This window comes from Pseudohalioglobus lutimaris (assembly GCF_002866825.1).
Taxonomy (GTDB): Bacteria; Pseudomonadota; Gammaproteobacteria; order Pseudomonadales; family Halieaceae; genus Halioglobus; species Halioglobus lutimaris.
In genome coordinates this window covers 53,943-78,412 of sequence record NZ_PKUS01000008.1, presented here as the reverse complement: position 1 = coordinate 78,412, position 24,470 = coordinate 53,943, and the positions used below count along the sequence as shown (strand labels likewise).

At 58.0% G+C, this 24,470-nt stretch carries 22 protein-coding genes and 1 other RNA gene; 8 read left to right on the top strand and 15 right to left on the bottom strand.

The window, feature by feature from the left end; all coding sequences use genetic code 11:
• Positions 1 to 108 precede the first annotated feature (108 nt).
• Entirely contained in the window at positions 109 to 762 is a 654-nt protein-coding gene (locus tag C0039_RS08695; RefSeq protein ID WP_101517862.1) for a histidinol-phosphatase, read from the top strand.
• A 122-nt stretch (positions 763 to 884) separates the two neighbouring features.
• Here C0039_RS08695 and C0039_RS08690 read toward each other — a convergent pair whose 3' ends face one another.
• The 6 genes from C0039_RS08690 to C0039_RS08665 form a co-directional block, all read right to left on the bottom strand.
• The gene (locus C0039_RS08690; RefSeq protein WP_101517861.1) at positions 885 to 2,075 is read right to left on the bottom strand and encodes a class I SAM-dependent rRNA methyltransferase; all 1,191 of its coding nucleotides are present in this window, start codon (positions 2,073 to 2,075) and stop codon (positions 885 to 887) included.
• Positions 2,076 to 2,106: 31 nt separating this feature from the next.
• Positions 2,107 to 2,499 (bottom strand): glycine cleavage system protein GcvH, encoded by a 393-nt coding sequence (gcvH, locus tag C0039_RS08685; RefSeq protein WP_075999907.1) that lies wholly within the window; start codon positions 2,497 to 2,499, stop codon positions 2,107 to 2,109.
• 78 nt (positions 2,500 to 2,577) lie between these two features.
• The gene (locus C0039_RS08680) at positions 2,578 to 3,795 is read right to left on the bottom strand and encodes a UbiH/UbiF/VisC/COQ6 family ubiquinone biosynthesis hydroxylase (protein ID WP_101517860.1); all 1,218 of its coding nucleotides are present in this window, start codon (positions 3,793 to 3,795) and stop codon (positions 2,578 to 2,580) included.
• Positions 3,796 to 3,797: 2 nt separating this feature from the next.
• A complete protein-coding gene (gene ubiH / locus C0039_RS08675) occupies positions 3,798 to 5,036 on the bottom strand; it encodes a 2-octaprenyl-6-methoxyphenyl hydroxylase (RefSeq protein WP_075999906.1) in 1,239 nt (412 codons plus the stop codon).
• A 2-nt stretch (positions 5,037 to 5,038) separates the two neighbouring features.
• Positions 5,039 to 6,352, bottom strand: a complete 1,314-nt coding sequence (gene pepP, locus C0039_RS08670; protein ID WP_075999905.1) for a Xaa-Pro aminopeptidase — start codon at positions 6,350 to 6,352, stop codon at positions 5,039 to 5,041.
• Between the two features lie 44 nt (positions 6,353 to 6,396).
• Positions 6,397 to 6,969: a UPF0149 family protein gene (locus C0039_RS08665; protein ID WP_075999904.1), complete on the bottom strand. Its 573-nt coding sequence runs from the start codon at positions 6,967 to 6,969 to the stop codon at positions 6,397 to 6,399.
• Positions 6,970 to 7,125: 156 nt separating this feature from the next.
• On the opposite strand from C0039_RS08665, the gene C0039_RS08660 reads away from it, so the two are divergent.
• The 4 genes from C0039_RS08660 to C0039_RS08645 all read left to right on the top strand — a co-directional run bounded on the left by C0039_RS08660 (position 7,126) and on the right by C0039_RS08645 (position 8,487).
• On the top strand, positions 7,126 to 7,326 hold the full coding sequence (locus tag C0039_RS08660) for a TIGR02449 family protein (protein WP_101517859.1): 201 nt from the start codon (positions 7,126 to 7,128) through the stop codon (positions 7,324 to 7,326).
• A 4-nt stretch (positions 7,327 to 7,330) separates the two neighbouring features.
• Entirely contained in the window at positions 7,331 to 7,648 is a 318-nt protein-coding gene (locus C0039_RS08655; RefSeq protein ID WP_075999902.1) for a cell division protein ZapA, read from the top strand.
• 66 nt (positions 7,649 to 7,714) lie between these two features.
• A non-coding RNA gene (gene ssrS / locus C0039_RS08650) (6S RNA) lies at positions 7,715 to 7,894 on the top strand.
• A gap of 5 nt (positions 7,895 to 7,899) precedes the next feature.
• Positions 7,900 to 8,487, top strand: coding sequence for a 5-formyltetrahydrofolate cyclo-ligase (locus tag C0039_RS08645; protein WP_101517858.1), 588 nt, complete (start codon positions 7,900 to 7,902; stop codon positions 8,485 to 8,487).
• On the opposite strand, the gene C0039_RS21055 is transcribed toward C0039_RS08645, so the two are convergent.
• Both C0039_RS21055 and ilvA read right to left on the bottom strand, forming a co-directional pair.
• Positions 8,477 to 8,623, bottom strand: coding sequence for a hypothetical protein (locus C0039_RS21055; protein WP_157516112.1), 147 nt, complete (start codon positions 8,621 to 8,623; stop codon positions 8,477 to 8,479). The two genes, C0039_RS08645 and C0039_RS21055, sit on opposite strands and share 11 nt — an antisense overlap.
• A gap of 188 nt (positions 8,624 to 8,811) precedes the next feature.
• On the bottom strand, positions 8,812 to 10,341 hold the full coding sequence (gene ilvA, locus C0039_RS08640) for a threonine ammonia-lyase, biosynthetic (RefSeq protein WP_075999900.1): 1,530 nt from the start codon (positions 10,339 to 10,341) through the stop codon (positions 8,812 to 8,814).
• A 143-nt stretch (positions 10,342 to 10,484) separates the two neighbouring features.
• Between ilvA and rpiA the strand changes: the two genes are divergently transcribed.
• On the top strand, positions 10,485 to 11,159 hold the full coding sequence (gene rpiA, locus C0039_RS08635; protein WP_075999899.1) for a ribose-5-phosphate isomerase RpiA: 675 nt from the start codon (positions 10,485 to 10,487) through the stop codon (positions 11,157 to 11,159).
• Between the two features lie 6 nt (positions 11,160 to 11,165).
• Here rpiA and C0039_RS08630 read toward each other — a convergent pair whose 3' ends face one another.
• Positions 11,166 to 11,891 carry an acyltransferase gene (locus C0039_RS08630; RefSeq protein ID WP_101517857.1) on the bottom strand — a complete coding sequence of 242 codons (726 nt, stop codon included), beginning with the start codon at positions 11,889 to 11,891 and terminating at the stop codon, positions 11,166 to 11,168.
• Positions 11,892 to 11,960: 69 nt separating this feature from the next.
• On the opposite strand from C0039_RS08630, the gene trmB reads away from it, so the two are divergent.
• The gene (gene trmB, locus C0039_RS08625; RefSeq protein WP_243391584.1) at positions 11,961 to 12,647 is read left to right on the top strand and encodes a tRNA (guanine(46)-N(7))-methyltransferase TrmB; all 687 of its coding nucleotides are present in this window, start codon (positions 11,961 to 11,963) and stop codon (positions 12,645 to 12,647) included.
• A 50-nt stretch (positions 12,648 to 12,697) separates the two neighbouring features.
• Positions 12,698 to 13,510 carry a serine O-acetyltransferase gene (gene cysE, locus C0039_RS08620; protein WP_075999896.1) on the top strand — a complete coding sequence of 271 codons (813 nt, stop codon included), beginning with the start codon at positions 12,698 to 12,700 and terminating at the stop codon, positions 13,508 to 13,510.
• A gap of 57 nt (positions 13,511 to 13,567) precedes the next feature.
• Here the strand turns inward: cysE and hemE are convergent, their stop codons facing one another.
• The 6 genes from hemE to C0039_RS08590 all read right to left on the bottom strand — a co-directional run bounded on the left by hemE (position 13,568) and on the right by C0039_RS08590 (position 24,420).
• On the bottom strand, positions 13,568 to 14,638 hold the full coding sequence (gene hemE, locus C0039_RS08615; protein WP_101517856.1) for a uroporphyrinogen decarboxylase: 1,071 nt from the start codon (positions 14,636 to 14,638) through the stop codon (positions 13,568 to 13,570).
• A 16-nt stretch (positions 14,639 to 14,654) separates the two neighbouring features.
• A complete protein-coding gene (locus tag C0039_RS08610) occupies positions 14,655 to 16,076 on the bottom strand; it encodes an FAD-dependent oxidoreductase (RefSeq protein WP_101517855.1) in 1,422 nt (473 codons plus the stop codon).
• 20 nt (positions 16,077 to 16,096) lie between these two features.
• Positions 16,097 to 20,536, bottom strand: coding sequence for a glutamate synthase large subunit (gene gltB / locus C0039_RS08605; protein WP_101517854.1), 4,440 nt, complete (start codon positions 20,534 to 20,536; stop codon positions 16,097 to 16,099).
• Positions 20,537 to 20,668: 132 nt separating this feature from the next.
• Positions 20,669 to 21,757 (bottom strand): 3-dehydroquinate synthase, encoded by a 1,089-nt coding sequence (gene aroB / locus C0039_RS08600; RefSeq protein WP_101517931.1) that lies wholly within the window; start codon positions 21,755 to 21,757, stop codon positions 20,669 to 20,671.
• A gap of 69 nt (positions 21,758 to 21,826) precedes the next feature.
• Complete coding sequence (gene aroK / locus C0039_RS08595) at positions 21,827 to 22,342, bottom strand: shikimate kinase AroK (RefSeq protein ID WP_084179487.1); 516 nt, start codon at positions 22,340 to 22,342, stop codon at positions 21,827 to 21,829.
• Positions 22,342 to 24,420 (bottom strand): type IV pilus secretin PilQ, encoded by a 2,079-nt coding sequence (locus C0039_RS08590; protein WP_101517853.1) that lies wholly within the window; start codon positions 24,418 to 24,420, stop codon positions 22,342 to 22,344. Before C0039_RS08590 ends, aroK begins: the two co-directional genes overlap by 1 nt.
• Between the last annotated feature and the right edge of the window lie 50 nt (positions 24,421 to 24,470).

Below are 24,470 nucleotides of genomic sequence, written 5' to 3'. Positions count from 1 at the left end.
TTTATTAGCTGTTGATGCTTTTATTGTTCCACACTTTCCTCCCCCAGAGAAATTTACTCTGCCTTTAGCAGACGTTATGCTGCTTCGCTTTCACTCGGTACTTCCTCCATGTCCCTGGCAATCTTTGACCTCGACAACACCTTGATAGGCGGTGACAGCGACCACCTGTGGGGTCAGTTTGTGTGCGAGCAGGGATTGGTGGATGCGGAATCTTTTGCTGCTCGAAACGACCAGTTCTATGCAGACTACCAGGCTGGTCAGCTCGATATCCTCAGCTATCTGCGCTTCGCGCTCGGGCCGCTGAAGGGCCGATCTGCGGACGAACTGGACAGTTGGCACCGCGCTTTCATGGCCAGCAAGATCGAACCCATTATGCTGGCCAGAGCCGAACAGTTAATCCAACGGCATCGCGACCAGGGAGACGACCTGCTCATCATCACGGCCACCAATGAGTTCATCACCCGGCCCATTGCCGCAGCACTGGGCATAGCTGACATTCTGGCATCCGAGGCGCAGATAATCGACGGGCTATACACCGGCGAACCGGCGGGTACTCCCTCCTATAAGGAAGGCAAGATCACCCGGCTGCGGCAATGGCTGGCGGGAAAGGACATCCCCCTGGCCGGCGCCTACTTTTATAGCGACTCGCATAACGACCTGCCGCTGCTGGAACTGGTAGACAAACCAGTGGCGGTGGACCCGGACAACACACTGCTGGCCCATGCCCGCCAGGCTGGATGGCCGGTGATTTCGCTACGTTAGGCTATTGGCGTTTTACTGCCATTTTACGGGCCAGGCCTAAAGGCCATCTTCGGGGCTGGGTATTTACCCGCCAATCCACGCGGGTAGCTACCGCAGCCTATGCGGCCTGGTGAGTCAAGGCTCTACCCAACCCGACGAGCAAAAACCGCCTTAAGATACTCAGTTTCTGGTATCGCCGGATGAATGGGATGGTCCGGCCCCTGGGCGCCTTGCTCAACAACACGCAACTGGCAGTCCGCACGCACCGCGGCCTGCTGCATGGCGGTGAACAGGTCAGCTCGTGACAAGTGCATTGAACAGGACGCGGATACCAGAAGACCGCCCGGCTTGAGCAGACGCAGGCCGAGCTCGTTAATGCGCCGGTAGGCGGCGAGCCCTTTCTTCAGGTCCTTGCGCCGCTGGATAAACGCAGGCGGGTCCAGAATCACCACATCGAAGGATAAGCTCTCGGTGCGCATCTGCGCCATGGTCTCCGGCGCGGAACCCTGCCTGATCGACACCTGGTCGGCCAGCCCGTTGAGCCCGGCGTTGACCATCACCCCCTCTAGCGCCGCAGCCGAGCTGTCCAGGCAGCACACCGAACTGGCGCCAAACACCCCGGCCTGGATGCCCCAACCGCCGATGTAGCTGTAAACATCCAGCACCGACTTATCCTGCACCCAGGGCTGCAACCGGGCGCGAGCCATACGGTGGTCATAAAACCAACCGGTCTTCTGTCCGCTATGTACCGGGGCGAGAAACTTCACCCCGTTTTCCTCTACGGGCACCCGCTCCGGTACGTCACCCAAAACGACTTCTACATCTACCGCCAGACCGCTCTCACGACGGCTACGGCTATCGCCACGCAACAGCACGCCCTCGGGCTTGAGCAGGTCCACCAGGGCATCCAGCAAAGGTTGCCGGTAACGTTCCACCCCCGCATTATTCAACTGCACCACCAGGTAGGGGCCAAAACGATCGATAACGATACCGGGAAGCAGGTCGCTGTCACCATAAACCAACCGATAGAAGGGCTGGTCAAAAAAAGCGTCACGCCCCGCAAGTGCAACCTTCAGGCGCTGCAGGATAAGTGAGAAGTCCAGCGACCGCTGCTCACCCGGGGCAAACATGCGCGCACAAATCAGTGATTGTGGCTCCATGTAGGCAGAACCCAGCAGCTTGCCTTCGGCACTGCGCACACATACCGGCTCGCCGGGGGCAAAACTGCCAAGCGAACTACGTTTGCTGTCTATTTCATTGGAATATATCCACAGGTGACCGCCACGCAGGCGGCGGTCTGCGCCCTTGCGCAGATAGAGGTCGGCGGATGTCATGGTGTCAACGGCTCAGGGAACCGCATCGGGTTCAGTCGTCCTCGTCACACTTGCTCTGGTATTCCTCGGCATTGAGCAACGCATCCAGCTCACTGACATCAGTGGGACGCAGGCGGAAAAACCAACCATCGTTGTAGGGGTCGGAATTGACTGTCTCGGGCTCGTCTTCGAGTTGCTCGTTGATCCCCAGAACTTCACCACCGACAGGGGAATAGATATCTGACGCCGCTTTTACCGATTCCACGACGCCGGCATCTTCACCTGCTGCCAGGCTGGCCCCCACATCAGGGAGTTCTACGAATACCACATCACCCAGGGCATCCTGGGCGTGGTCAGTAATACCGATCGTGACCGTGCCATCCTCTTCCAGCCGAGCCCATTCGTGGCTGCTGGCATATTTCAATTCACTGGGGGTCTGGCTCATGTAAAAGTCCTCGGTTCGGTCAATGCGGCGGAGCTGAGCGCCTCATTCTAACTGGCAGAAGGGGAAAAACAATACGGCTCAGTCAATACCCATAGCGTGACGCATCAGACGCAGCTTCAGTGGGGTAAAACGCGCAACCCCCCGCAGGCCCGCATTACGTAACCAACGAAGCGGCAGTGCCTGTTGCTCAAACAGGCGCTTAAAACCATCCATGGCGCCCATCATCAGCAGATTTTCACCCTTCCGGCGACGCTGGTAGCGCCCCAGCACATCCAACTGGCCCAGAGGCATATCCCTGGCATGTGCTGACAATAGCTCCTCTGCCAGCACAGAGACGTCCTGCAGACCAAGATTAATACCCTGACCTGCCAGTGGATGAATCGTGTGTGCGGCATCTGCCACCAGGGCGACACCCGGCTGCACGTAATCGACAGCATGACGCTGGCGTAATGGAAAAGCAAAACGTGGACTGGCAGCCACCACGTCGCCAAGGCAATGCTCAATCGCACTGGCAATCTCATCACAAAATTCGCGCTCGTCCAGGGCCAGCAATTTTTCGGCGACCTCATCCTGCACAGACCAGACAATGGAGCAGTAATGCTCACGCTCCGTGCCCGGCAGGGGCAGAAACGCCAACGGCCCGGTGGGCAAAAAGCGCTGCCAGGCCGTTGACTGGTGATCCCGGGATACCTGCACGGTGCACACCAGCGCCTGATGACCGTAGTCCCACTCACGCGTCTGGAACGCAAACATTTCCCGAACTCTCGACAACGCCCCATCGGCACCTACCACCAGGCGAGTCTGCAGTTGTTCACCACTGCTCAGCGTCACGTTGAGCGTGCCATCGTGGTTGCGGTCGCAGGCCTCCAGCTTGTCAGGACTGCAACGCCGGATATCGGTGGCGGCCTCGATACGCTCCAGGAGACTGTCGACAATGGCGCGGTTTTCTACAATGTGTCCCAGTACAGGCACATCCAGTTCGTCACAATCAAACTCGATTCGACCGGTGCCCTCAGCGTCCCAGACATTCATATGCCGGTAGGCGCAATGCCGGTAGGCGGCTATTGCTTCCCAGGCATCCAGGCCCTGCAACAGGGAGACCGACTTTGGGGTCAACGCACTTACCCTTGCGTCAAAAGCGCCCAGGCCCGGCTCCCGGGGAAGCGGCTTGCGAACCATGGGTTGCGCCTCGACAACGGCGATCGCGAGGCCATTCCCGCTCAGCGCCAGGGCCAGTGCACTGCCGGCTATGCCAGCGCCGATGACGACCACGTCAAAAGTACACTCCTGTGGCAAGGCTAATCTCCCATAGCTGCGACACCCGCCGCGTAATTGACAAAGCCGCGCTTCAGCGCAGGCGCTATATCCAGGCCCGCAAGCGCCAGGTCACGCGCGAGCCCGAGTACCGGGTCGCCACCCATAAACAGGGAGGGCAGGCGGTCACTGAATTCGATAGTACGCTGCTGGTCGCCCTGCTGGCGCTGCTCATAGCGTTGCAATACCGCTATATCACCCGGGCGCTCGCCTCGCTCGACAGCAGTCGCAAGCACCGTGGCGAGTTCAGCCACGTCACGCAGGGCCAGGTTATATCCCTGCCCGGCTACCGGATGCAGGGCGTGCGCTGCATTGCCCATCACCACCACCCCCTGGCGCACTTGTTCTGTGGATTTGACCAGTGAAAGCGGATAACTGTGGCGCTCACCTACATGCTGCATACGGCCCAGGCGATAGCCAAATCGCTCCTGCAAAGCGACCAGGAAGTCCTGCTCCGAACACTGCATCAGTTGCTCGCCCTCGGAGGGCGAAACAGTCCACACCAGACCGCTGCGGTGCCGGGCATCGCTTACGCCCAGCAGGGGTAGCAAGGCCACCGGACCATGCTCTGTAAATCGCTCGAAGGCACAGCCGGCATGAGGCTTGGCAAACGCCACATTGGCCACCAGCGCATGCTGTCCATAGGGTTTTTCACTGACAGCAAAGCCCAGTTTCTGGCGTAGTCCCGAAGCGGCGCCGTCGGCCACCACCAGCAGGCCGGTGTGCAGACCTGCCAATGCATCCCCTTCGAGAGAAAGCCTTACCCCGTCATCTGCGCAGCGCGCGTCAACCACGCGGGCGGGGCTGATGAGTTCCACCCTGCCCTGACGGTGCAGGGCCTGCACCAGGCTGTTGCCCAGCCAGGCGTTCTCAACTACATAGCCAAGTGCCGGCCATCCGTGATCCTCAGCCTGCAGCAGCGTGCTGCCGAAGTGCCCGCGGTTGGATACATGAATACTGGCGATAGGGCACAACCATTGCTGCAGGTTGTCCCATATCCCAAGGCGCTCATAAATCAGTTTGCTGCTATAGCTCAGCGCAGTGGAACGCGCATCGAATGCAGGGTGGTAATCGGGCTTATGCCCGGGCAACGGCGCGGGAAAGGGGTAGCCCTCTACCAGGCAAATTCGTGTTTCCGCTGGCAGCACTTCCGCCAGGTAGAGCGCGAGGCTGATGCCGACCATGCCTCCGCCGGCGATAACAATATCTCTGTAATCTTCCATAGTCAGGCTGCCATTGTGGCTTCTATTTCCTCCACCGTACGTGGCGCATCAGCAGTGAGTATGTCGCAGCCATCGCGCGTTATCAGCACATCGTCTTCAATACGTACGCCAATACCTCGCCACTTCCGCGCTACCGACTTGTTGTTCGGTGCCACATAGATTCCGGGTTCAATGGTCATTACCATGCCCGCTTCAAGCAGTCGCCATTCGTCGCCCACCCGGTAGTCGCCTACATCGTGTACGTCCAGGCCCAGCCAGTGACCCACGCGGTGCATGTAGAAATCCCGGTAGGCCTGAGTTTCGATCAACTCATCCACCTCCCCTTCCAGCAACCCCAGTTCCAACAGGCCAGCGGTGATCACGCGCACGCTGGCATCGTGAGGCTGGTTCCAGTGGTTACCCGCACGAACCTGCTCAACCGCTGCCTCGTGCGCGGCAAGCACCACCTCATAAAGCGCACGCTGCTCAGGATTGAAACGACCGTTTACGGGGAAGGTGCGGGTAACATCTGCCGCGTAATACTCGAACTCGCAGCCGGCATCAACCAACACCAGGTCGCCGTCCCGCATCCGGGCATTGTTCTCCACATAGTGCAGTGTGCAGGCATTGCGTCCGCTGCCAACAATGCTCAGGTAGGCGGGGTATCGAGCGCCGCCCAGCACAAACTGGTGATGGAGTTCACCTTCCAACTGGTACTCATACATACCCGGCTCACAGCTACGCATAATGTGTCGATGCGCTCCCGCAGTAATTTCTCCCGCCCTGCGCATGAGTTTTTGCTCTGCTGCACTTTTTATCAGCCGCAGGTCGTGCAGCATATGATCAAGATCGGTGAACTCACCCGGTGGTACAGCGCCTGTCGCCTCCTTGCTGCGGATGGTATTAACCCACTCCATAATCTCCCTGTCGAAGCGGGAGCTTCGGCCCATGGAGTAGTAGACACGCTCCCTCCCCTCAATCAGGCCGGGCAGTATTTCGTCCACATCCCCGATAGGGAATGCATCATCGGCACCAAACTGGTCACAGGCACCGTCAGGACCGGCGCGACTGCCGTGCCAGAGCTCCGTGGACGGGTCCCGCTCCCGGCAAAACATGACAAACTCGCCATGCACACGCCCGGGAACCAGAACAAGTACCGAGTCGGGCTCGACGAAGCCGCTAAGGTAATAGAAGTCACTGTTCTGACGGAAGGGGTATTCGGTGTCGCGGCTGCGCTGTACCTCGCGGGCAGAGGGGATGATGGCGATGCTATTGGCCTCCATCATCGCCATGAGGTTGCGGCGACGGCGGGCATATTCCGTATTACTGATTTTCATTGGCGAAACGGTCGTTAACCAGGCTGAGTGCGAGCACGGGTGGCTTAATGAACGGACGGAGTTTGCCCGTCCTCCAGGTTGGCACGGCTGTCCATGAACACATTCAGCGAGGCGAAGCGCAGATACTCGGCGACCTCCACAAAGCTGCTCTCGGACTCTTCTTCCTCTGCGTCATCATCAATGACGGCCTCGGCGATAGCGGCAAAGTCCTTGAGAATCTCGCTGCTGTCCTGGCTCACCTGGGTTCGGTTTACCTGGGCGAAACCACTGAGAAAACCACTGGCCCAGGCGGCGAGGGATTCGGTGCGCGTCGCTATGTCCACCTCGTCATCAGGCAGCAACGGGTGAAAATCAAACTCCTCGTCCAGCAGCGCGGCGGCAGACACCTGGTATAACTGCAGCAACTGGCCAGCCAGCTCTCCATAAACGGAAAGCTCCAGAGCCTGGGCCAGCAGGGCCAGCCCTGCTTCCGCCTGGTGCGGCGCTCCGGCCGCGAGCAAGCCGCACAGGCAGCCGTGCAGTGTTGAGGGAGAGGTGTCATGTCCCTGCTCCAGCAGGTGGTTGGCCAGTTCCTCAAAGTCAAATACATCGACCTCGTCACCGGGGTGATCAAGCATGGCATTTTCCTGAATTACGGCCTGCTTTTGCGGCAGCTACAACGCAGACTAACAAAGTATGGCAGGCCTTTGATTTACATTGCTTTTGTTCCGTTGACCTAAAACGGAAGCGCCCTTATAGTAAAGTCCCTATCAGACTAACACCAGTAAAACTCCATGGCAGACAAGCAACTGCAGACTCTGGAACAGAAGATCGACCAGTTGATCGGGCTGTGTAACGAGCTGAACAGGGAAAACCAACTGCTCAAGGCGGAGAACGCTGGCTGGCAACAGGAACGTCAGGACCTGATTGATAAGAACGAGCTGGCCCGCTCAAAAGTGGAAGCCATGATCAACCGCCTGCGGACAATGGAGTAACCCGGTGAGCCAAGCCAATACCGTCACGGTGAAAATTCTCGACAAGGACTACCAGGTCGCCTGCCCTGAAGAGCAGGAGGCCGAGCTGGTCGTGTCGGCCAAATATCTCGACAAACAGATGCGGGGCATTCGCGAAACCGGCAAGGTCATAGGCCTGGAGCGCATCGCAGTGATGGCCGCGCTCAACATCAGCTACGAGCTGTTACAGGCCTCTGAGCATGGCGAGACGGACCGTTCAACACCCGACCCTGGCGCCGTGGAATCCCTGACTCGCAAGCTTGATGACGCGCTCTACCAACTGCGCCAGCTCGAGATCGGCTAACCCACTCCTAATTTCGGCCAAATTTCAAGGGCGAACTCCCCCCCGACCCTGCGTTATACTATGCGCTGATCCCTGGCGTATTCGCCAGGCAGACAGTCCTCGAGCCGATAATGTTATATCCGGGGGCCTCTCGTTGCTGTTGGTGTGCATGTCCGGCATGACCGGAAAGCCTTATACAGTGCAGGTGTCTCCACCTTGAACCGTCGGGTTCAAGGGCAGCGCTGTCAGCGGTACGCCGGGAATCTCTCACCATGCTTTCAACCGAGCACAGCAAGTGCAATTTGCGACGACAGTTGCGACGCATGCGGCAGGGGCTGGATGCGCAAACCAGGGCCCGGGCCGCGACGGCTCTGGGTGAAACACTCGCCACGCTGCCAATTCTCGCAGACACACTCCACATCGCCACTTATCTCGCTGCAGATGCAGAGATCGACCCGAGCACCGGTATAGACAAACTGCGGGAGCAGGGGAAGCATATTTACCTGCCGGTAATACAACAAGATAGCAGCCTGTGCTTCGCTCCGTGGGTAAAAGGGGAGCCTCTGCTGCCCAATCAATTCGGCATTGGCGAGCCTGAGTCAGGTGCAGCGCTGCGATCGGCCCGCGAAATGGACGCGATATTGCTGCCACTGGTCGGCTGGGACGGAACCGGGCAGCGGCTGGGAATGGGGGGCGGATTCTATGACCGCAGCCTGGAAAAGGCACAAAACGTCATAAAGATAGGCCTGGCCTATGACCTGCAGGAAGTACGCTCCCTGCCGGGAGAAGACTGGGACGTGCGACTGGACTACGTATTGACGGAGTCGGGCCTCCTGGCTCTGAACGCAGCTACTGGTTGATGATCACGCCTGCCTGCAGTCCGGACGCAGGTGCGGCTACTGTGTCGTTGGCTGCCATGGGCAGCATCAAGGTCACGACCACGCTAATACCAAAAACGGCCATGAGCACTACCATCAGGTCTGGTTTACGCTTCACTTTTCATCACTCTCTTAAACTTGCGATTTCTCGCTTGGGGGCCGGGCTATTCTGGGAAGCCCTTGCCGTTGTTATTGTTAGCTGAAAACAACCACTAACTTTGCGGATTATTTCACAAAAGCAGGAAATGTCTACTGGCAACGACGGAAAACTGACGTTTTCTGCCATTTTTAGCCAATAAGAGCGCCTTAACCGTCGCGACGACCGAGGTACAACTGATATGCCACGTTGTCGGACTCGTCCCAGAAGCGGTAACCGATTTCCTCAAGGGCTGCCGTAAACGCCTTCTTCTCTGACGGCGCCACCCCCACACCGACCAAAATGCGCCCATATGCCGCGCCATGGTTGCGGTAATGAAACATCGAGATACTCCAGCGCTGCCCCAGAGCGGACAGGAATTTAGCCAACGCTCCAGGGCGCTCGGGAAACTCAACACGGTAAACGCGCTCATTTTCTATCGTTCCCGGGACGTGACCACCCACCATATAACGCACATGGAGCTTGGCGACTTCGTTATCGGTGAGGTCGACGACGTCGTAGCCCTTGCGTGCCAGGCCTGCCAGCAATTCAGCCAGGTCATCACCGCCGGGCACCACGGACAGGCCCACGAAAACCTGGGCACTCGCAGCATCGGCGAAGCGGTAGTTAAATTCGGTAATGTTGCGTCTACCCAGCGCGTTACAAAACGTGCGGAAGCTGCCGGGTTTCTCCGGGATCGTAACCGACAAGACAGCCTCGCGCTGCTCGCCGATCTCGGTACGTTCGGATATGTAGCGCAGGCGATCGAAATTGGTGTTGGCACCGCTGACAATGGCCAGCAAGTCGGCACCCTCAATCCCCTCCCGATCCGCGTACAGCTTAAGTCCAGCCAGGGCAAGCGCACCTGCGGGCTCAGCGATGCTGCGCGTATCCTCAAAAATATCCTTGATCGCCGCACACATCTCGTCTGTGCCCACGGTAATCACTTCATCCACCAGATTGCGCACAACCCTGAAGGTCTCCTTGCCGATCTGGGCGACAGCACAGCCATCGGCAAATAGCCCCACCTCAGGCAATACTGCACGCCGACCGCGTTCCAGCGCCAGTTTGAGGCATGCCGCATCCTCCGGTTCGACACCGATCACCCGGGTCTGCGGCCAGACATACTTCACATAGGCAGCCACCCCGGCAAGCAAACCGCCACCGCCGACAGGAACGAAAATAGCGTCCAGTGGCTTCTGGTGCTGGCGCACAATTTCCATACCCACAGTGCCCTGTCCGGCAATCACATCGGGATCATCAAAAGGATGGACATAGGTCATGCCCTTTTCAGCCACCAGTTGCTGGGCATAGTCTGCGGCTTCATCGTAGGAATCCCCCCTCAGTACTACCCGTGCCCCACGGCGGCGCACCGCGTCTACCTTGATCTGCGGCGTGGTCCTGGGCATGACGATGGTCGCTTTGACATTCAATTTTTGCGCCGCCATGGCCAGGCCCTGCGCATGATTCCCCGCGGATGCCGCCACCACGCCCAGTGCACGCTGCGCTTCGCTGAGACGATTCATCTTGTTATAGGCGCCGCGCAGCTTGAAGGAAAAAACGGGCTGGAGGTCTTCACGCTTGAGCCAGACATTGTTCCCCAGGCGCCGCGACATCAACTCGGCGCGGTCCACGGGCGTCTCCTTCGCGACGTCGTAGACGCGCGCGTCGAGGATACGCTTGATATAGGACTCTGGCATGGGCTTGTAATCCACTGTTCGGGCGAATCGGCCATGTTAATGAAGCACCGCAAGAATTCCACCCCCGCGGCACTGTAATAATGCTGTCCGCCATATGAGGGTGGCCTATAATGCCACCTCGCCTAACAGCCGGAGCAGCAAACATGAATCAGGACGAGCTGAAACAAGCAGTAGCAGAGGCCGCCCTGGCCTATATCAAACCAAAGATCGACGATGATACGGTGCTCGGAATTGGTACCGGCTCTACCGCCAATCTGTTCATTGATTGTCTGGCAGAAATTCGCGGCCACATCAACGCTACTGTCGCCAGCTCCGAAGCAACCGCGCAGCGGCTGAAAAAACACGGCATTCCAGTTTACGACCTGAATGCAGTGGATCAGGTCGACTTCTATATAGATGGGGCAGACGAGTGCAATCGCTCACTGCAGCTGATCAAGGGTGGCGGAGCAGCGCTGACACGGGAAAAAATTGTCACTGCGGTGGCCCGGGAATTCATCTGTATCGCCGACGAATCCAAGCTTGTTCATACGCTGGGCGCATTTCCGCTGCCCGTGGAAGTCATCCCCATGGCCAGGAGTCACGTGGCGCGTGAACTGGTTAAGCTGGGCGGCGATCCAGTGTACAGGGAGGGCGTGGTTACCGATAACGGTAATATCATCCTCGACGTCTATAACTTCTCTATTCCACAACCACTCGCCACGGAAGCGAAGATAAATGGCATCACCGGCGTTGTCACCAACGGTTTGTTCGCTCTCAAACCCGCCGATGTGCTGCTCCTGGGAAGCAGCGAAGGAGTGCAGACGCTGTCCGCGGAATAGGCGCGGCTAGTGTCGCTTCGAAGGCGGATAGATCACAGCCCAGAGCCAGCGCCACAAGCTGTTGCCCGCCAGCACCTCCGCGTTGATCGCATCGAAAAAGCGTTCAATTGCCTCAGGGTCGGCAAAATAGTCCATACGCGTAACGAAGCCGCGTTCCGGATCCAGCTCCTTCACCACTTTCGCCGGGTTGCCGGCCACTACCACATTAGCCGGTACATCCCGTGTGACCACGGCGCGGGCCGCCACCACCGAATTGTCACCGATGGTCACCCCCTTGAGCACACAGGACCCATCGCCAAGCCAGACATTACGGCCTATGTGCACCGGCGTGGGCCGCGGGTCTCGCTCGGTACGGTCGTAAATCATGTGCCAGTCTGAATCGGTAACATAGGCACCGTTTGCAAACATGGTGCCATCCCCGATCACAACCTCATCACTGGCACTGATCCGCGAACCGGGACTCATCAACACGCAATCACCAATATCAACCCGGCCATGACCCTGCTCCCGACCCCATACGCCGATCTCTACCTGGTGCATGGGCTCACCGATAGCGGTAAAGGAGCGGCCGATACGAATGTTGTTGCCAGAGATATTGACGTACCAGGGCTTCATAATGGTGTGATAGGGGCCCAGCGCCTCACATTCAGGGCGCAGGAAGTATTCTGCGTACCAGTGACGGAAACGCAGGTATGATTTTTTCAGCCACCAGGGTCGCAGGTCTTCACGCATGTCCGGGTCTTGTCCGCCGTGTTTATTGCCAGGGGTGCGTTATCATGGCAATGCCAGTGATGAACATCAATGGATAAGCCCGGAACACCGATGATGAATGACGAAAAAAACCAGTCGCGCGAGGTCAGCAGCAATCAGCCGGGGCTGCATCCGCGACTGCTGGAAGTCGTCACCAGGCACCTTGAAAGCGACTTCAGGCGGCCGGTGGCAGAACACTCCCACAACGCCTATACGGTGCTCAGGGACAGGCTCCGCCACGAACAGCGACCACTGGTGCTGGACTCCTTCTGCGGCACCGGAATGAGCACAGCGCTGCTCGCCAGGAAACACCCGGATTGCCTGGTAGCGGGCATCGACCAATCAGAGCATCGCCTCGACAAGCATGTGCCGCTGGCCACAGACAACTATCTGCTGCTGCGTGCCCAGGCAGAGGATATCTGGCAACTACTGCTGCAGGACGGCTATCGACTGGCACACCACTACCTGCTCTACCCCAACCCCTGGCCAAAGAGCAAACACCTGCAGCGACGCATCCACGGCCATCCTGGCTTCGCCTGGCTTCTCGCCCTGGGCGGTGGCGTCGAATTGCGCAGCAACTGGCAACTGTATGTGGAGGAGTTCGGTCTTGCCATGCACCATGCGGGACGGCGCGGCTGCATCTCACTTATCGCCAAGGCCGCACCCCTGACTCTGTTCGAAGAAAAATATCAGCGCAGCGGCCATTCCCTATGGCAATTTCGCTGTGACCTGCCGTGACGAATCACGGTTTATAGGCTACAGTCCTCGGTCGATAAGGAGTTACATTCATGCCCAAGCAGCAAGACCCGGTATGGGATCGCATCCGCACGGAAACTGAAATACACGCTCAGGAAGAGCCTGTACTGGCCAGCTTCCTGCACTCCACCATCCTCAATCATGACAGCCTGGAATGTGCGCTGAGCTTTCACCTGGCCAGTCAACTGGACAGCCCCACCGTAACATCACTGTTGCTGCGCGAAGTGATGTTGCATGCCATGCGTGCAGATCCGGCCATCGCAGCGGCGGCTCGAGAAGACTTACTGGCAGTGGTGGATCGCGATTCTGCCTCCCATGAGCTGTACATCCCCTTCCTCTACTACAAGGGCTATCACTCGCTGCAAAGTCACCGCATAGGACACTGGCTATGGAATAATGAAAGACGCTCCATGGCCCTGTTCTTCCAGAACCGTGTCTCGGTAAAGTTCGGCGTGGACATCCATCCCGCTGCGCGTATGGGAAGGGGCATCATGCTGGACCATGCTACCGGTCTGGTCATCGGTGAAACAGCCGTCGTCGGCAACAACGTTTCCATCCTACAATCTGTGACGCTGGGCGGTACCGGCAAGGAAGATGGAGATCGTCATCCAAAGATCGGTGACGGTGTACTGATCAGCGCAGGGGCCAAGATCCTGGGCAACATACGCGTTGGCGAGGGCGCCAAAGTCGGCGCCGGCAGCGTGGTACTGGAAGATGTTCCGCCTCACACTACCGTGGCAGGGGTCCCCGCCAGGGTTGTCGGCCGGCCGACCTCGGAATCGCCGGCCCTGGATATGGATCACGATTTTTGTTGCGACGGAAACGATGTATCTGCGGCCAGCTGAACCGGGGGGCTAACGCCACCAGCCGCAGCAAGAGAGTACCGCAAATGACACAGCGGCTCAGTCGGCCTGGTGATACTGCGGCGACAGTTCCTGCACTGCGTCAACAAACGCGGTAACGTGATCCGGGTTGACCCCGGGGGTGATCCCGTGACCCAGATTGAACACGTGCCCGCTGCCATGGCCAAATCCGGCCAGAATCGCCGCAACTTCTTCGCGAATCCTTGTCGGCGAAGCAAACAGCATACTCGGGTCCATATTACCCTGCAGGCAAACGCTGTCACCAATCTGTCCGCGGGCCACACCGATATCTGTTGTCCAGTCTATGCCCACGGCCTGCGCACCGCAGCCAGCGATCGCACTTAACCATTGACCACCGCCCTTGGTGAAGACAATCACCGGAATGTTCTGTGTGTCGGAATCAGCCTGCAACCGCGAGATGATTCGCTGCATGTACTTCAAAGAGAATTCTTTATACCCGGCCGCAGAAAGACTGCCGCCCCAGGTATCAAAAATCTGTATGGCTTGCGCACCCGCGCGAATCTGTGCTGCCAGGTAGTCTGCCACCGCATCAGCGAGCAATGAGAGGAGGCCGTGCATCAGTTCAGGCTTGTCGTAGGCCATACCCTTGACGTTGGCGAAATCCTTGGATGCTCCGCCTTCCACCATGTAGGTGGCCAGCGTCCATGGGCTGCCGGTAAAGCCGATCAGGGGAACCTCTCCATTCAGCTCGGCGCGAATCGTGCGCACTGCATTCATCACATAGGCCAGGTCATCATCCGCCTTGATGCTGTTCAGCGCCGCAAGATCCGCTTCGCTGCGCACGGTCTTGCGAAACTTGGGCCCTTCGCCTTCCTCAAAGTACAGTCCAAGACCCAGGGCATCGGGAACAGTGAGAATATCCGAAAACAGGATGGCTGCATCCATTGGATAACGTCGCAGCGGCTGCATGGTCACTTCGCATGCCAGCTCCGCATTTTTGCACAGATCCAGAAACGATCCCGCCTGTTTACGGGTGGCCCGATACTCGGGCAGATAGCGCCCTGCCTGGCGCATCATCCAGATAGGCGTGCGATCAACAGGCTGGCGCTGCAATGCGCGCAGGAAACGGTCGTTCTTCAATTCAGTCATGGGTACTGGCTCCGGATCAGACTTCAAGGTAGTCAAGTATTCCCTCGGCTGCCTGGCGTCCTTCCCAGATAGCTGTCACTACCAGGTCAGAGCCACGCACCATATCGCCGCCGGCAAAGATTTTCGGATTACTGGTCTGGAACTTATAGGTTTGTTCTTCTTCCGCAACAACACCCTGCCAGTCGTTGGTTTGCACCCCGACCTCTTCCAGCCAGCGCGGGGGACTGGGCTGAAAACCGAAGGCAATTATGACCGCATCTGCTTCCAGCACTTCCTCGCTGCCAGGAATGGGCTGCGGGCGACGGCGGCCTCCGGCATCCGGCTCACCCAGTTCGGTTTCAATCACCTTGATACCGCAGGCCTGACCAAAATATTCCACCACCTCAACCGGCTGCCGGTTGAACAGAAACTCTACACCCTCCTCGAGGGCATTCTGCACCTCGCGACGCGATCCGGGCATGTTCTCCTCATCCCGACGATAGGCACAAATCACCTTGTCCGCTCCCTGTCTCACGGCGGTTCGAACGCAGTCCATGGCCGTGTCTCCACCGCCCAGCACAATGACCCGCTTGCCTTTGAGGTTCACATAGGCCTCAGCGTCCTGCTCAAAACCCAGGTTGTGATTCACATTGCCAACAAGATAGGGCAGCGCCTCATATACACCAGGCAAGTCCTCTCCGGGGAAGTTACCCTTCATTGCAGTGTAGGTGCCCATGCCCATGAACACGGCATCATACTGCTCCAGCAACTCACCGATCTGCACATCCCTGCCAATATCTGTGTTCAGGCGAAACTCTATACCCATGCCCTCGAAGACTTCGCGGCGGCGCACCATGACCTGCTTTTCGAGCTTGAATTCCGGGATACCAAAGGTCAGCAGACCGCCAATTTCCGGGTAGCGATCAAAGACCACTGCCTTCACGCCGCTGCGCGTCAGAATATCAGCACACCCAAGACCCGCAGGTCCCGCACCGATTATTGCGACCTTTTTATCAGTCTTTACAACTCGTGACAGGTCCGGGCGCCAGCCCATGGCCAGTGCGGTGTCAGTAATGTACTTCTCTGAAGCGCCTATCGTCACCGCCCCAAACCCGTCATTAAGCGTACAGGCACCCTCACAAAGGCGGTCCTGAGGACAGACCCTGCCACAAACCTCCGGCAGCGTATTGGTCTGGTGGCTGAGTTCGGCGGCCTCGAACAGGTTGCCCTCGGTGACCAGTTTCAACCAGTCAGGAATGAAATTGTGCACCGGGCACTTCCATTCGCAATAAGGGTTGCCACAGGACAGGCAGCGGTGAGACTGCTCCGCTACCTGGTCCTTGGTGAACGGCTTATAGATTTCCACATAATCGCTTCTGCGCGATTGAATGGTGTTCTTGTCCGGGTCATTCCGACCGACATCAATAAACTGAAAAGTATTTGCCAGACGATTGCTCATAACTTACTCCTGCACCCGCATCAATCGGTGTTGCGCAGACGTGAAAGCAGACGATCGAACTCTGCTGCCTTGGGCTTGACCAGCCAGAACTTGCCGACATAGTCCTCGAAATTTTCCAGCAGGTACGCACCCCACTCGGACCCGGTCTCCTCGACATACTCGCGCATATTACTGCGCAAGTGGTTGCGATAGGGCTCCATATATTCGGAGCTGACACGATGGATCTCCACCAACTCACTGTTATATTTGTCGATAAAGGTGCGGTCCAGATCCAGCACGTAGGCAAAACCACCGGTCATGCCAGCGCCAAAGTTGACTCCAGTGGGGCCGAGCACTGTGATGTTACCGCCGGTCATATACTCACAGCAGTGATCACCTGCACCCTCCACAACAGCGTGTGCGCCGGAGTTACGGACCGCGAAACGCTCACCTGCTATGCCCGCGGCAAACAGACGACCGCCGGTTGCGCCATAGAGGCATGTGTTGCCGATAATCGATGTGTCCTGGGACTTGAACTCACTGACCCTGGGCGGGTAGATCACCAGCTTGCCGCCGGCCATACCTTTACCGACGTAGTCATTGGAGTCACCTTCCAGATACATATGAAGGCCACCGGCGTTCCACACACCAAAGCTCTGTCCCGCTGTGCCGGTCAGGCGCAGAACCAGCGGATTCGCATCCATGCCGTGGTTGCCATAGCGTCGAGCAATCTCTCCCGACAAACGCGCACCGATAGAGCGATCACAATTGCACACAGTAAATTCATACTCGCCGCCCGACTGGGATTCAATGGCAGCCAGCGTTGCCGAGACCATCTCTTCGGCCTTCTCCCCTTTGTCGAAGGGGTCGTTGGACGACACCTGGCAAAACTCCGGTTGGCCCTGCGCAGACTCATCCTTGTGCAGGATGGGGGAAAGGTCCAGGCGAGCCTGCTTGTCGGTGGTACCAGGCAGCACCTCCAACAGGTCGGTTCGGCCTATCAACTCTTCCAGGGAGCGCACACCCAGCCTGGCCAGCCACTCCCTGGTCTCGGTAGCAATAAAGGTAAAGAAGTTGACCACCATCTGCACGGTGCCGTTGAAGTGGTCCTCACGAAGTTTCTCATGCTGTGTCGCGACGCCGGTAGCACAATTATTCAAGTGGCAGATACGCAGATACTTACAGCCCAGGGCCACCATAGGCGCCGTGCCAAAACCAAAACTCTCGGCTCCAAGTATTGCCGCCTTGACCACATCCAGGCCGGTTTTCAAACCGCCATCGGCCTGCAGGCGAATAGCGCCGCGAAGGCTATTGCCGCGCAAGGTCTGCTGCACTTCAGCCAGGCCAAGCTCAAAGGGCGAGCCCGCGTAGCGTATCGACGTCAAAGGACTTGCTGCAGTGCCGCCGTCGTAGCCGGATATAGTAATCAGGTCAGCATAGGCCTTGGCCACGCCGGCGGCGATGGTACCGACACCGGGCTCCGAAACCAGCTTTACTGAAACCAGAGCTTGCGGATTAACCTGCTTGAGATCGAAAATAAGCTGCGCCAGATCCTCGATGGAATAGATATCGTGGTGCGGGGGCGGTGAAATCAGGGTGACACCGGGAACAGAGTAACGCAGGCGCGCAATCAACCCGTTCACTTTACCCCCGGGCAACTGGCCGCCCTCGCCAGGCTTCGCTCCCTGGGCGACCTTGATTTGCAGTACCTCTGCGTTGACCAGGTAGTGAGGGGTCACACCAAACCTTCCCGAGGCAATTTGCTTGATCTTGGATACCCGCTCGGTACCGAAACGCTCCGGGTCTTCGCCACCTTCTCCAGAATTGGAGCGCGCGCCGATGCGGTTCATTGCTGCGGCCAGGGATTCATGAGCTTCGGGGCTAAGCGCACCCAGTGACATACCGGCCGAGTCAAAGCGCGGCAGAATGCTCTCTATCGGCTCCACTTCATCGAGGCTGATACTGCCCTGCTCCACAGGTTTCAGCAGATCGCGCAAGGTCGCTGCTGGGCGCTCATTGACCAGCGTCGCGTAGCGCTGGTAGTCACTATAGTCGCCGCTGGCTACTGCCTGTTGCAGGGTCATGACAACATCAGGGTTGAATGCGTGGTACTCCTGACCGTGAACATATTTCAGCAAACCGCCCTGCTCGATTCCCTTGCGAGCAGACCAGGCGCGGGCAGACAGCGCCTGCTGTTCCCGCTCGAGCTCGGCAAAACCGCTTCCTTCAATACGCGAGGCGACGCCACAGAAGGCAACATCAACCACCTCACTGGACAGGCCAACCGCTTCAAAAAGCTGTGCACCTCGATAAGAGCTCACCGCAGAGATGCCCATCTTGGACATGATTTTCAGCAGGCCCTTGTTAATGCCCTTGCGATAGTTCTTGTAACAGGTGCTGGGTTCACCCAGCACTTCACCACAGCGAATCAGTTCCTCCAGAACACTGTAGGCGAGATAGGGATAGACGGCCGTCGCCCCAAACCCGATGAGACAGGCAATCTGGTGTGAGTCCCTGGCACTGGCAGACTCAACAACAATATTGGCCTCCGTCCTCAGGCCCGCTTTGATGAGATGGTGATGGACGGCGCCGGTTGCCAACAGGCTGTGAACCGGCAGACGCCCGTTTTCAACGCCGCGATCAGACAACACCAGGATGGCCGCACCGCCGCGCACCGCCTCCTCCGCAGCGGATACCACCGCCGCAATACCTTCCTGCAGATGGGTGGTCGCCGTGTCGTAAGTACAATCGATCTTGTGCACCGTATACCCGGGTCGCTCAAGGGCGAGCAGGCTGGTGAACTTACCCTGTGACAAAACCGGCGAGGAAAGGATCACCCGATCTGCGTGCTCAGGCCCCTCCTCGAACAGGTTCTTCTCCCCGCCCAGGTGAGTCTCCAGCGACATAACAATGGTTTCCCGTAAGGGATCTATAGGCGGATTGGTAACCTGGGCAAATTTTTGCCGAAAATAATCGTATAGCGATCGCTCTTTGCGTGACAGCACCGCCATTGGCGTGTCATCGCCCATTGAGCCGACTGCCTCATTCCCGGATTCAGCCAGCGGTCGCAGGACCTGGTCGCGTTCTTCAAAGCTGACCTGGAACATTTTCATATAGGCATCCAACTGATCCCGTTCGATGCCGGAAATCATTTCACTGCCAAACGTACCCTCAATTCGGCTGGCCTTCTCCTTCAGCCAGCGCTTATAGGGTTGTCGCGATTTCAGGCGTTGGTCAATGTCCTCAGTCTGCAACAACTCACCCGTATGGGTGTCCACCATGATCATCTGACCGGGGCCAACCCGGCCTTTGGCGACCACGTCCTCCGGCCTGTAATCATAGGTGCCGATCTCGGAGGCCAGGGTAATGAACCCGTCCTTGGTCCTGACCCAGCGCGCGGGGCGCAGGCCATTGCGGTCGAGCATGCAGACAGCATAGCGCCCATCGGTGAGCACGATACCCGCGGGGCCATCCCAGGGCTCCATATGCATGGAGTGATATTCATAGAATGCCTTGAGATCAGGATCCATCAACTCCATGTTCTGCCAGGCGGGTGGAACCAGCATGCGCAACGCGCGGGCCATATCAACGCCGCCTGTCAGCAGCACGTCGAGCATGTTGTCCAGGCTGGATGAATCAGAGCCGGTGCGGTTAACCAGTGGCGCAATATCCTTGATATTGGGCAGCAAGTCCGTTTTAAAACCAGCCGTGCGGGCCTCAGCCCAGTTGCGGTTCCCCGCAATGGTATTGATTTCGCCGTTGTGGGCCAGCAGGCGGAACGGCTGAGCCAGCGGCCACAGCGGCATGGTGTTGGTAGAAAAACGCTGGTGAAAAACACAAATCGCTGTTTCCAGGCGCTGATCAGCGAGGTCCAGGTAAAACTGCGGCAGGTCAACCGGCATCACCAGCCCTTTATAGGAGATCACCCGGCCGGAAAGGCTGGCGATGTAGTACTCCTTGTCTGCTTCACAAGCTATTTCAGCTTTGCGGCGCGCTACCAGAAGCCTGGTACTCAACTCAACCTCTGTCAGCCCCGGCGCATTTACAAATACCTGCTCAATACGCGGCAGGGTCTGCAGCGCGATTTCACCACAGACGGAGTCATCCGTAGGCACCACACGCCAACCCAGCACGGTGAGCCCCTGGTCTGTTAGCGCGACTTCCGTGGCCTTGCGGGCAGCTTCGGCCTTGCTTTCGTCGGTGCTAAGAAACATCTGGCCCACGGCAAAGCTGTCTTCAAGCCGGGTGTTGAAACACTCGTCAGCCAGCGTGCGCATGAAGCTCGCAGGCATCTGCATAAGCAGGCCGCAACCGTCGCCAGTCTTGCCATCCGCAGCGATTCCTCCGCGGTGTGTCATGCACGTCAATGACTCGATAGCCGTCTCCAGCAGACGGTGACTGGCGTCACCGGAAGTGTGGGCAATCAGTCCGAATCCGCAGTTGTCGCGGAACTCTTCAGGTCTAAATAGGCCTGCGCTCATAGTCAGTCCAGAATATCAATTGAAAACAACAAGTTACACCGGCAGCCCGGCCAACAAAAGAAACCGGGACAGAGGGGGGACGTTATTTTACACAGATGGCCGGTGGGCGACAAACGCCGTGACAGGCCCTTTTTACGCGGCTTTCAGGAAGTGCTCCAGGAGATCGGTCAACTCGCTCTCGGTGGCATCATCCACTATCACCGCCTCGCCCATGGACTTTAGCAAAACCAGGCGCAGCCTGCCGTCCAAGACTTTTTTGTCACGCCCCATCAGGTCCAGAAACTGCCCTGGCGTCATCTCTGACGGCGGACGAACCGGCAGATTCACCGCCAGCAGGAGATCCCGGAAGCCCTTCACCTCCTCACGATCAATCCAGCCGCGGCGCGCGGACAACTCCATGGCCATCAACATGCCGGTCGCTACAGCTTCTCCGTGCAGCCAGTTGCCGTAGCCCTGCGCCGTCTCTATGGCGTGGCCAAATGTGTGGCCCAGGTTAAGTATGGCGCGCAGGCCTCCCTCACGTTCATCTGCAGCGACCACTTCCGCTTTGCATGCGCAACTGCGCTCTATGGCTTCGGCGAGGGCTGCCTCTTCTCTGGCCAGCAACTTGGGCATCTGCTCTTGCAACCACCGGTAAAACGGCGCGTCACAGATCAATCCGTACTTCAGTACCTCAGCCACGCCCGCGGCAAACTCACGTGAGGGCAGACTGCTTAAGGTATTGATATCGATCAGCACTGCCTGCGGTTGATAGAAGGCGCCAATCATGTTTTTACCCAGGGGGTGATTCACCGCGGTCTTCCCGCCTACAGAGGAGTCCACCTGGGACAGCAGTGTGGTAGGCACCTGGACGAATTTCACCCCGCGTTGGTAGCAGGCCGCGGCGAAGCCGGTGATATCGCCGACGACACCGCCACCCAGCGCGATCATGGTGGTACTGCGGCTGTGACGGTCGGTCAGTACCCGGTCGAAGATTTCGTTGAGCGTGTCCATTGACTTGAACTGCTCGCCATCGGCAAGAATGATCTCTGTGACCAGCTCCCGCTCGCCCAGGGCTGCGCGCAGGCGATCGAGGTAAAGCGGCGCTACAGTATCGTTACTGATGATAACGACCTGCGTTCCAACGACGTGTTCTGCCAACAGGGCAGAATCTGCCAGCAACTCACGGCCTATGTAAATCGGGTAACTACGCTCGCCGAGTTCAACCTGCAGTTTATGCATCAGCAAAGACACTGGAACATCCTCTGAATTTCAAAGGACACATAATACTGCCCGGGGCGGGCCGTGTCTTTAAGCGGTGAGTTCCCTTACCAGTCGCTGGGCGACTGTTCTGGGACTACAACCATCGGTTTCAATAATATGGTCGGCTATCTCACGATAGAGCGGGTCACGCTCCTGCATCAGGGAACGCAAGGTCTCTTCAGGGTCACCATTTTGGAGCAGTGGTCGTTTGCGATCGCGCCGAGTCCGCCTCACCTGCTCGTCGACACTGGCGTATAGGTAAATCACATAGCCGCGCCCCCCCAGCGCGTTGCGATTCTCGGGTCGCAGCACCACACCGCCGCCGGTGGCGAGCACGGTGTTGTCCCACAGGGTCATTTCTTCGACGACCTGCTGCTCCCTGTCGCGAAAGCCTTCCTCGCCTTCAACATCAAATATCCAGGGTATGTCAGCACCGGTGCGGACTTCGATTTCGCTGTCGGTATCAGCAAACTGCAGTTTCAGGTGGTCTGCCAGGTACTTCCCAATGGTCGTCTTGCCGGCCCCCATGGGACCGACAAGAAAAACGCGTTGCAATGATGGCATCAGTCGAGCAGCGTATCTGCCAGAATGCGCGGGGTAATGAAAATCAGCGTCTCGGTCTTGGTATTACTCCGTGTCTCGCTGCGGAAGAAAGCGCCCACGTAGGGGATATCGCCGAAGAAAGGCACTTTGTTCACCGTCTCGATATCCTCGGTCTTGAACACACCGCCCAACACCACTGTTTCACCGTTGCCAACCAGAACCTGAGTTTGCAGTTCAGTGGTATCGATAGAGGGAATGAACCCGCCCTGACCACTGGGCACCAGGTCACCAACGGAATCCTGCTTGACGTTCAGGTCCAGCATGACACGGTCATCAGGGGTAATATTGGGTGTTACATCAAGCTCAAGCACTGCCTCCTTGAAGGAGGTAGAGGTCGCACCAGAGGCAGACGCTTCCTGATAGGGGATCTCGGTACCCGACTTGATAGTCGCCTGCTGTTTGTCGCCGGTAATCACCTTGGGCTGGGAAACGACTTCACCCTGTCCGGCAGCTTCCAGCGCGGAAAGCTCCGCGGTCAGGAACAGGTCATCGCTGGTAAAGCCCAGGGCAAAGCCGCTGGTGCTCGCCACGCCCAGATCCACCAGCAGGGCACCGGGATAACTGACTGACGGTGTCTCACCATTGACCAGTGAGTTATTAATACCTATCACGTTCGCCGCATCGCCGGACACAGACAGGAGGTTGCCATTGACGTCATCAATGTAGCCACCACCCCATTCGATACCCAGGTTGTGGGTGAGGTCAGACTGGGCAATCACAATGCGCGACTCAATCATCACCTGACGCACGGGAATATCGACACGCTCGATCAGTTCACGAATCTCCGCCAGCTTTACCGCAGTGTCGGTGATGACCAGCGAGTTGGTGCGGGCGTCGACGACTACCGAACCACGTTCCGAGATCAGGCTGCCGCCCTCTTCTGAGCCGGCCTTGAACAGGTTTACCACCTGGGCCGCGCTGGCATAGCGAATCCGCACGAACTCGGAGCGCAGGGGAGCCAGCTCAGCGATCTGTTTGTTAGCCTCAATTTCCTGACGCTCGCGTTCAGCGATTTCCGCCGCGGGGGCAACCATCAGCACGTTGCCGATCTGCCGCTTGTCCAAACCCTTGGTTTTCAGAACCAGTTCCAGGGCCTGATCCCAGGGAACATTCTGCAGTCGCAGGGTAATGCGGCCGGCGACCGTGTCGCTGGCAACCAGGTTGAGCTCAGTAAAGTCAGCAATCAGCTGCAGCACTGCCCTGACCTCGATGTCCTGGAAGTTAAGCGAGATACGATCACCCACATACGTGAATTCGTTGCGTCGCTCTTCCACTTCCTTGGCGCTGAGTGGCTTCACGCTGAGAATGTATTGGTTGTTGGTCTGGTAGGCCAGGTAATCAAAATCGCCAGTCGTTTTCAGCGTCAGGGTGGCGCCGCGCTGTGTCGTGTTTACAGAAATACTGTCTACCGGCGTGGCGAAGTCGGTGACATCGTAGCGTCGCATCAACCGCTCCGGCACAGTAGTATCGAGGAATTGCACCTTGATATCTCCGGCCTCGCTGAACACATTCACGTCTACCGCAGGATTGGAGAGCTCGAGCGTCAGCCTACCTTCACCATCACCACTGCGCTGGAACTGCAGATCGCTGACCTCTGACGCCACATCCGCGACGGGCTCGACCTGGGTGCGCAGGCGGTTGGGATCGGTCGTGACCTTGGCGTAGTCGCCGCCGTCCTGACCCACAACGAGAAACAGGCTGTTGCCATCCACACGGGTTTCGTAGGGCACTAGTTTGACCAGGTTCACAATCATCCGCGTGCGATCACCGGACTCAAGTACTACCACGCCGGTCGCATTGCCATAAGACAAGGGATAGCGCTTACGCTCCAGACTGCTGGACGTACCGGGGAAATCTACAGCTATGCGCGCGGGCTTCTCAATGGTATAGGCTTTCAGATCGGGCGGCGTCTCGTTGAAATCCAGGCGCACTTCAAATTTGCTGCCTGGACGCGAGCTGAACTCGATATCGGTAATCGTTGGTGCAGCCTGGGCCGCGAAGGCCCACAGACTCACCACCAGCCCGGTCACAGGGCGCATCCATTTCCCCAGATCTAACGTTCCTTTCCCCACGGCCTTTGTCCCCAGAA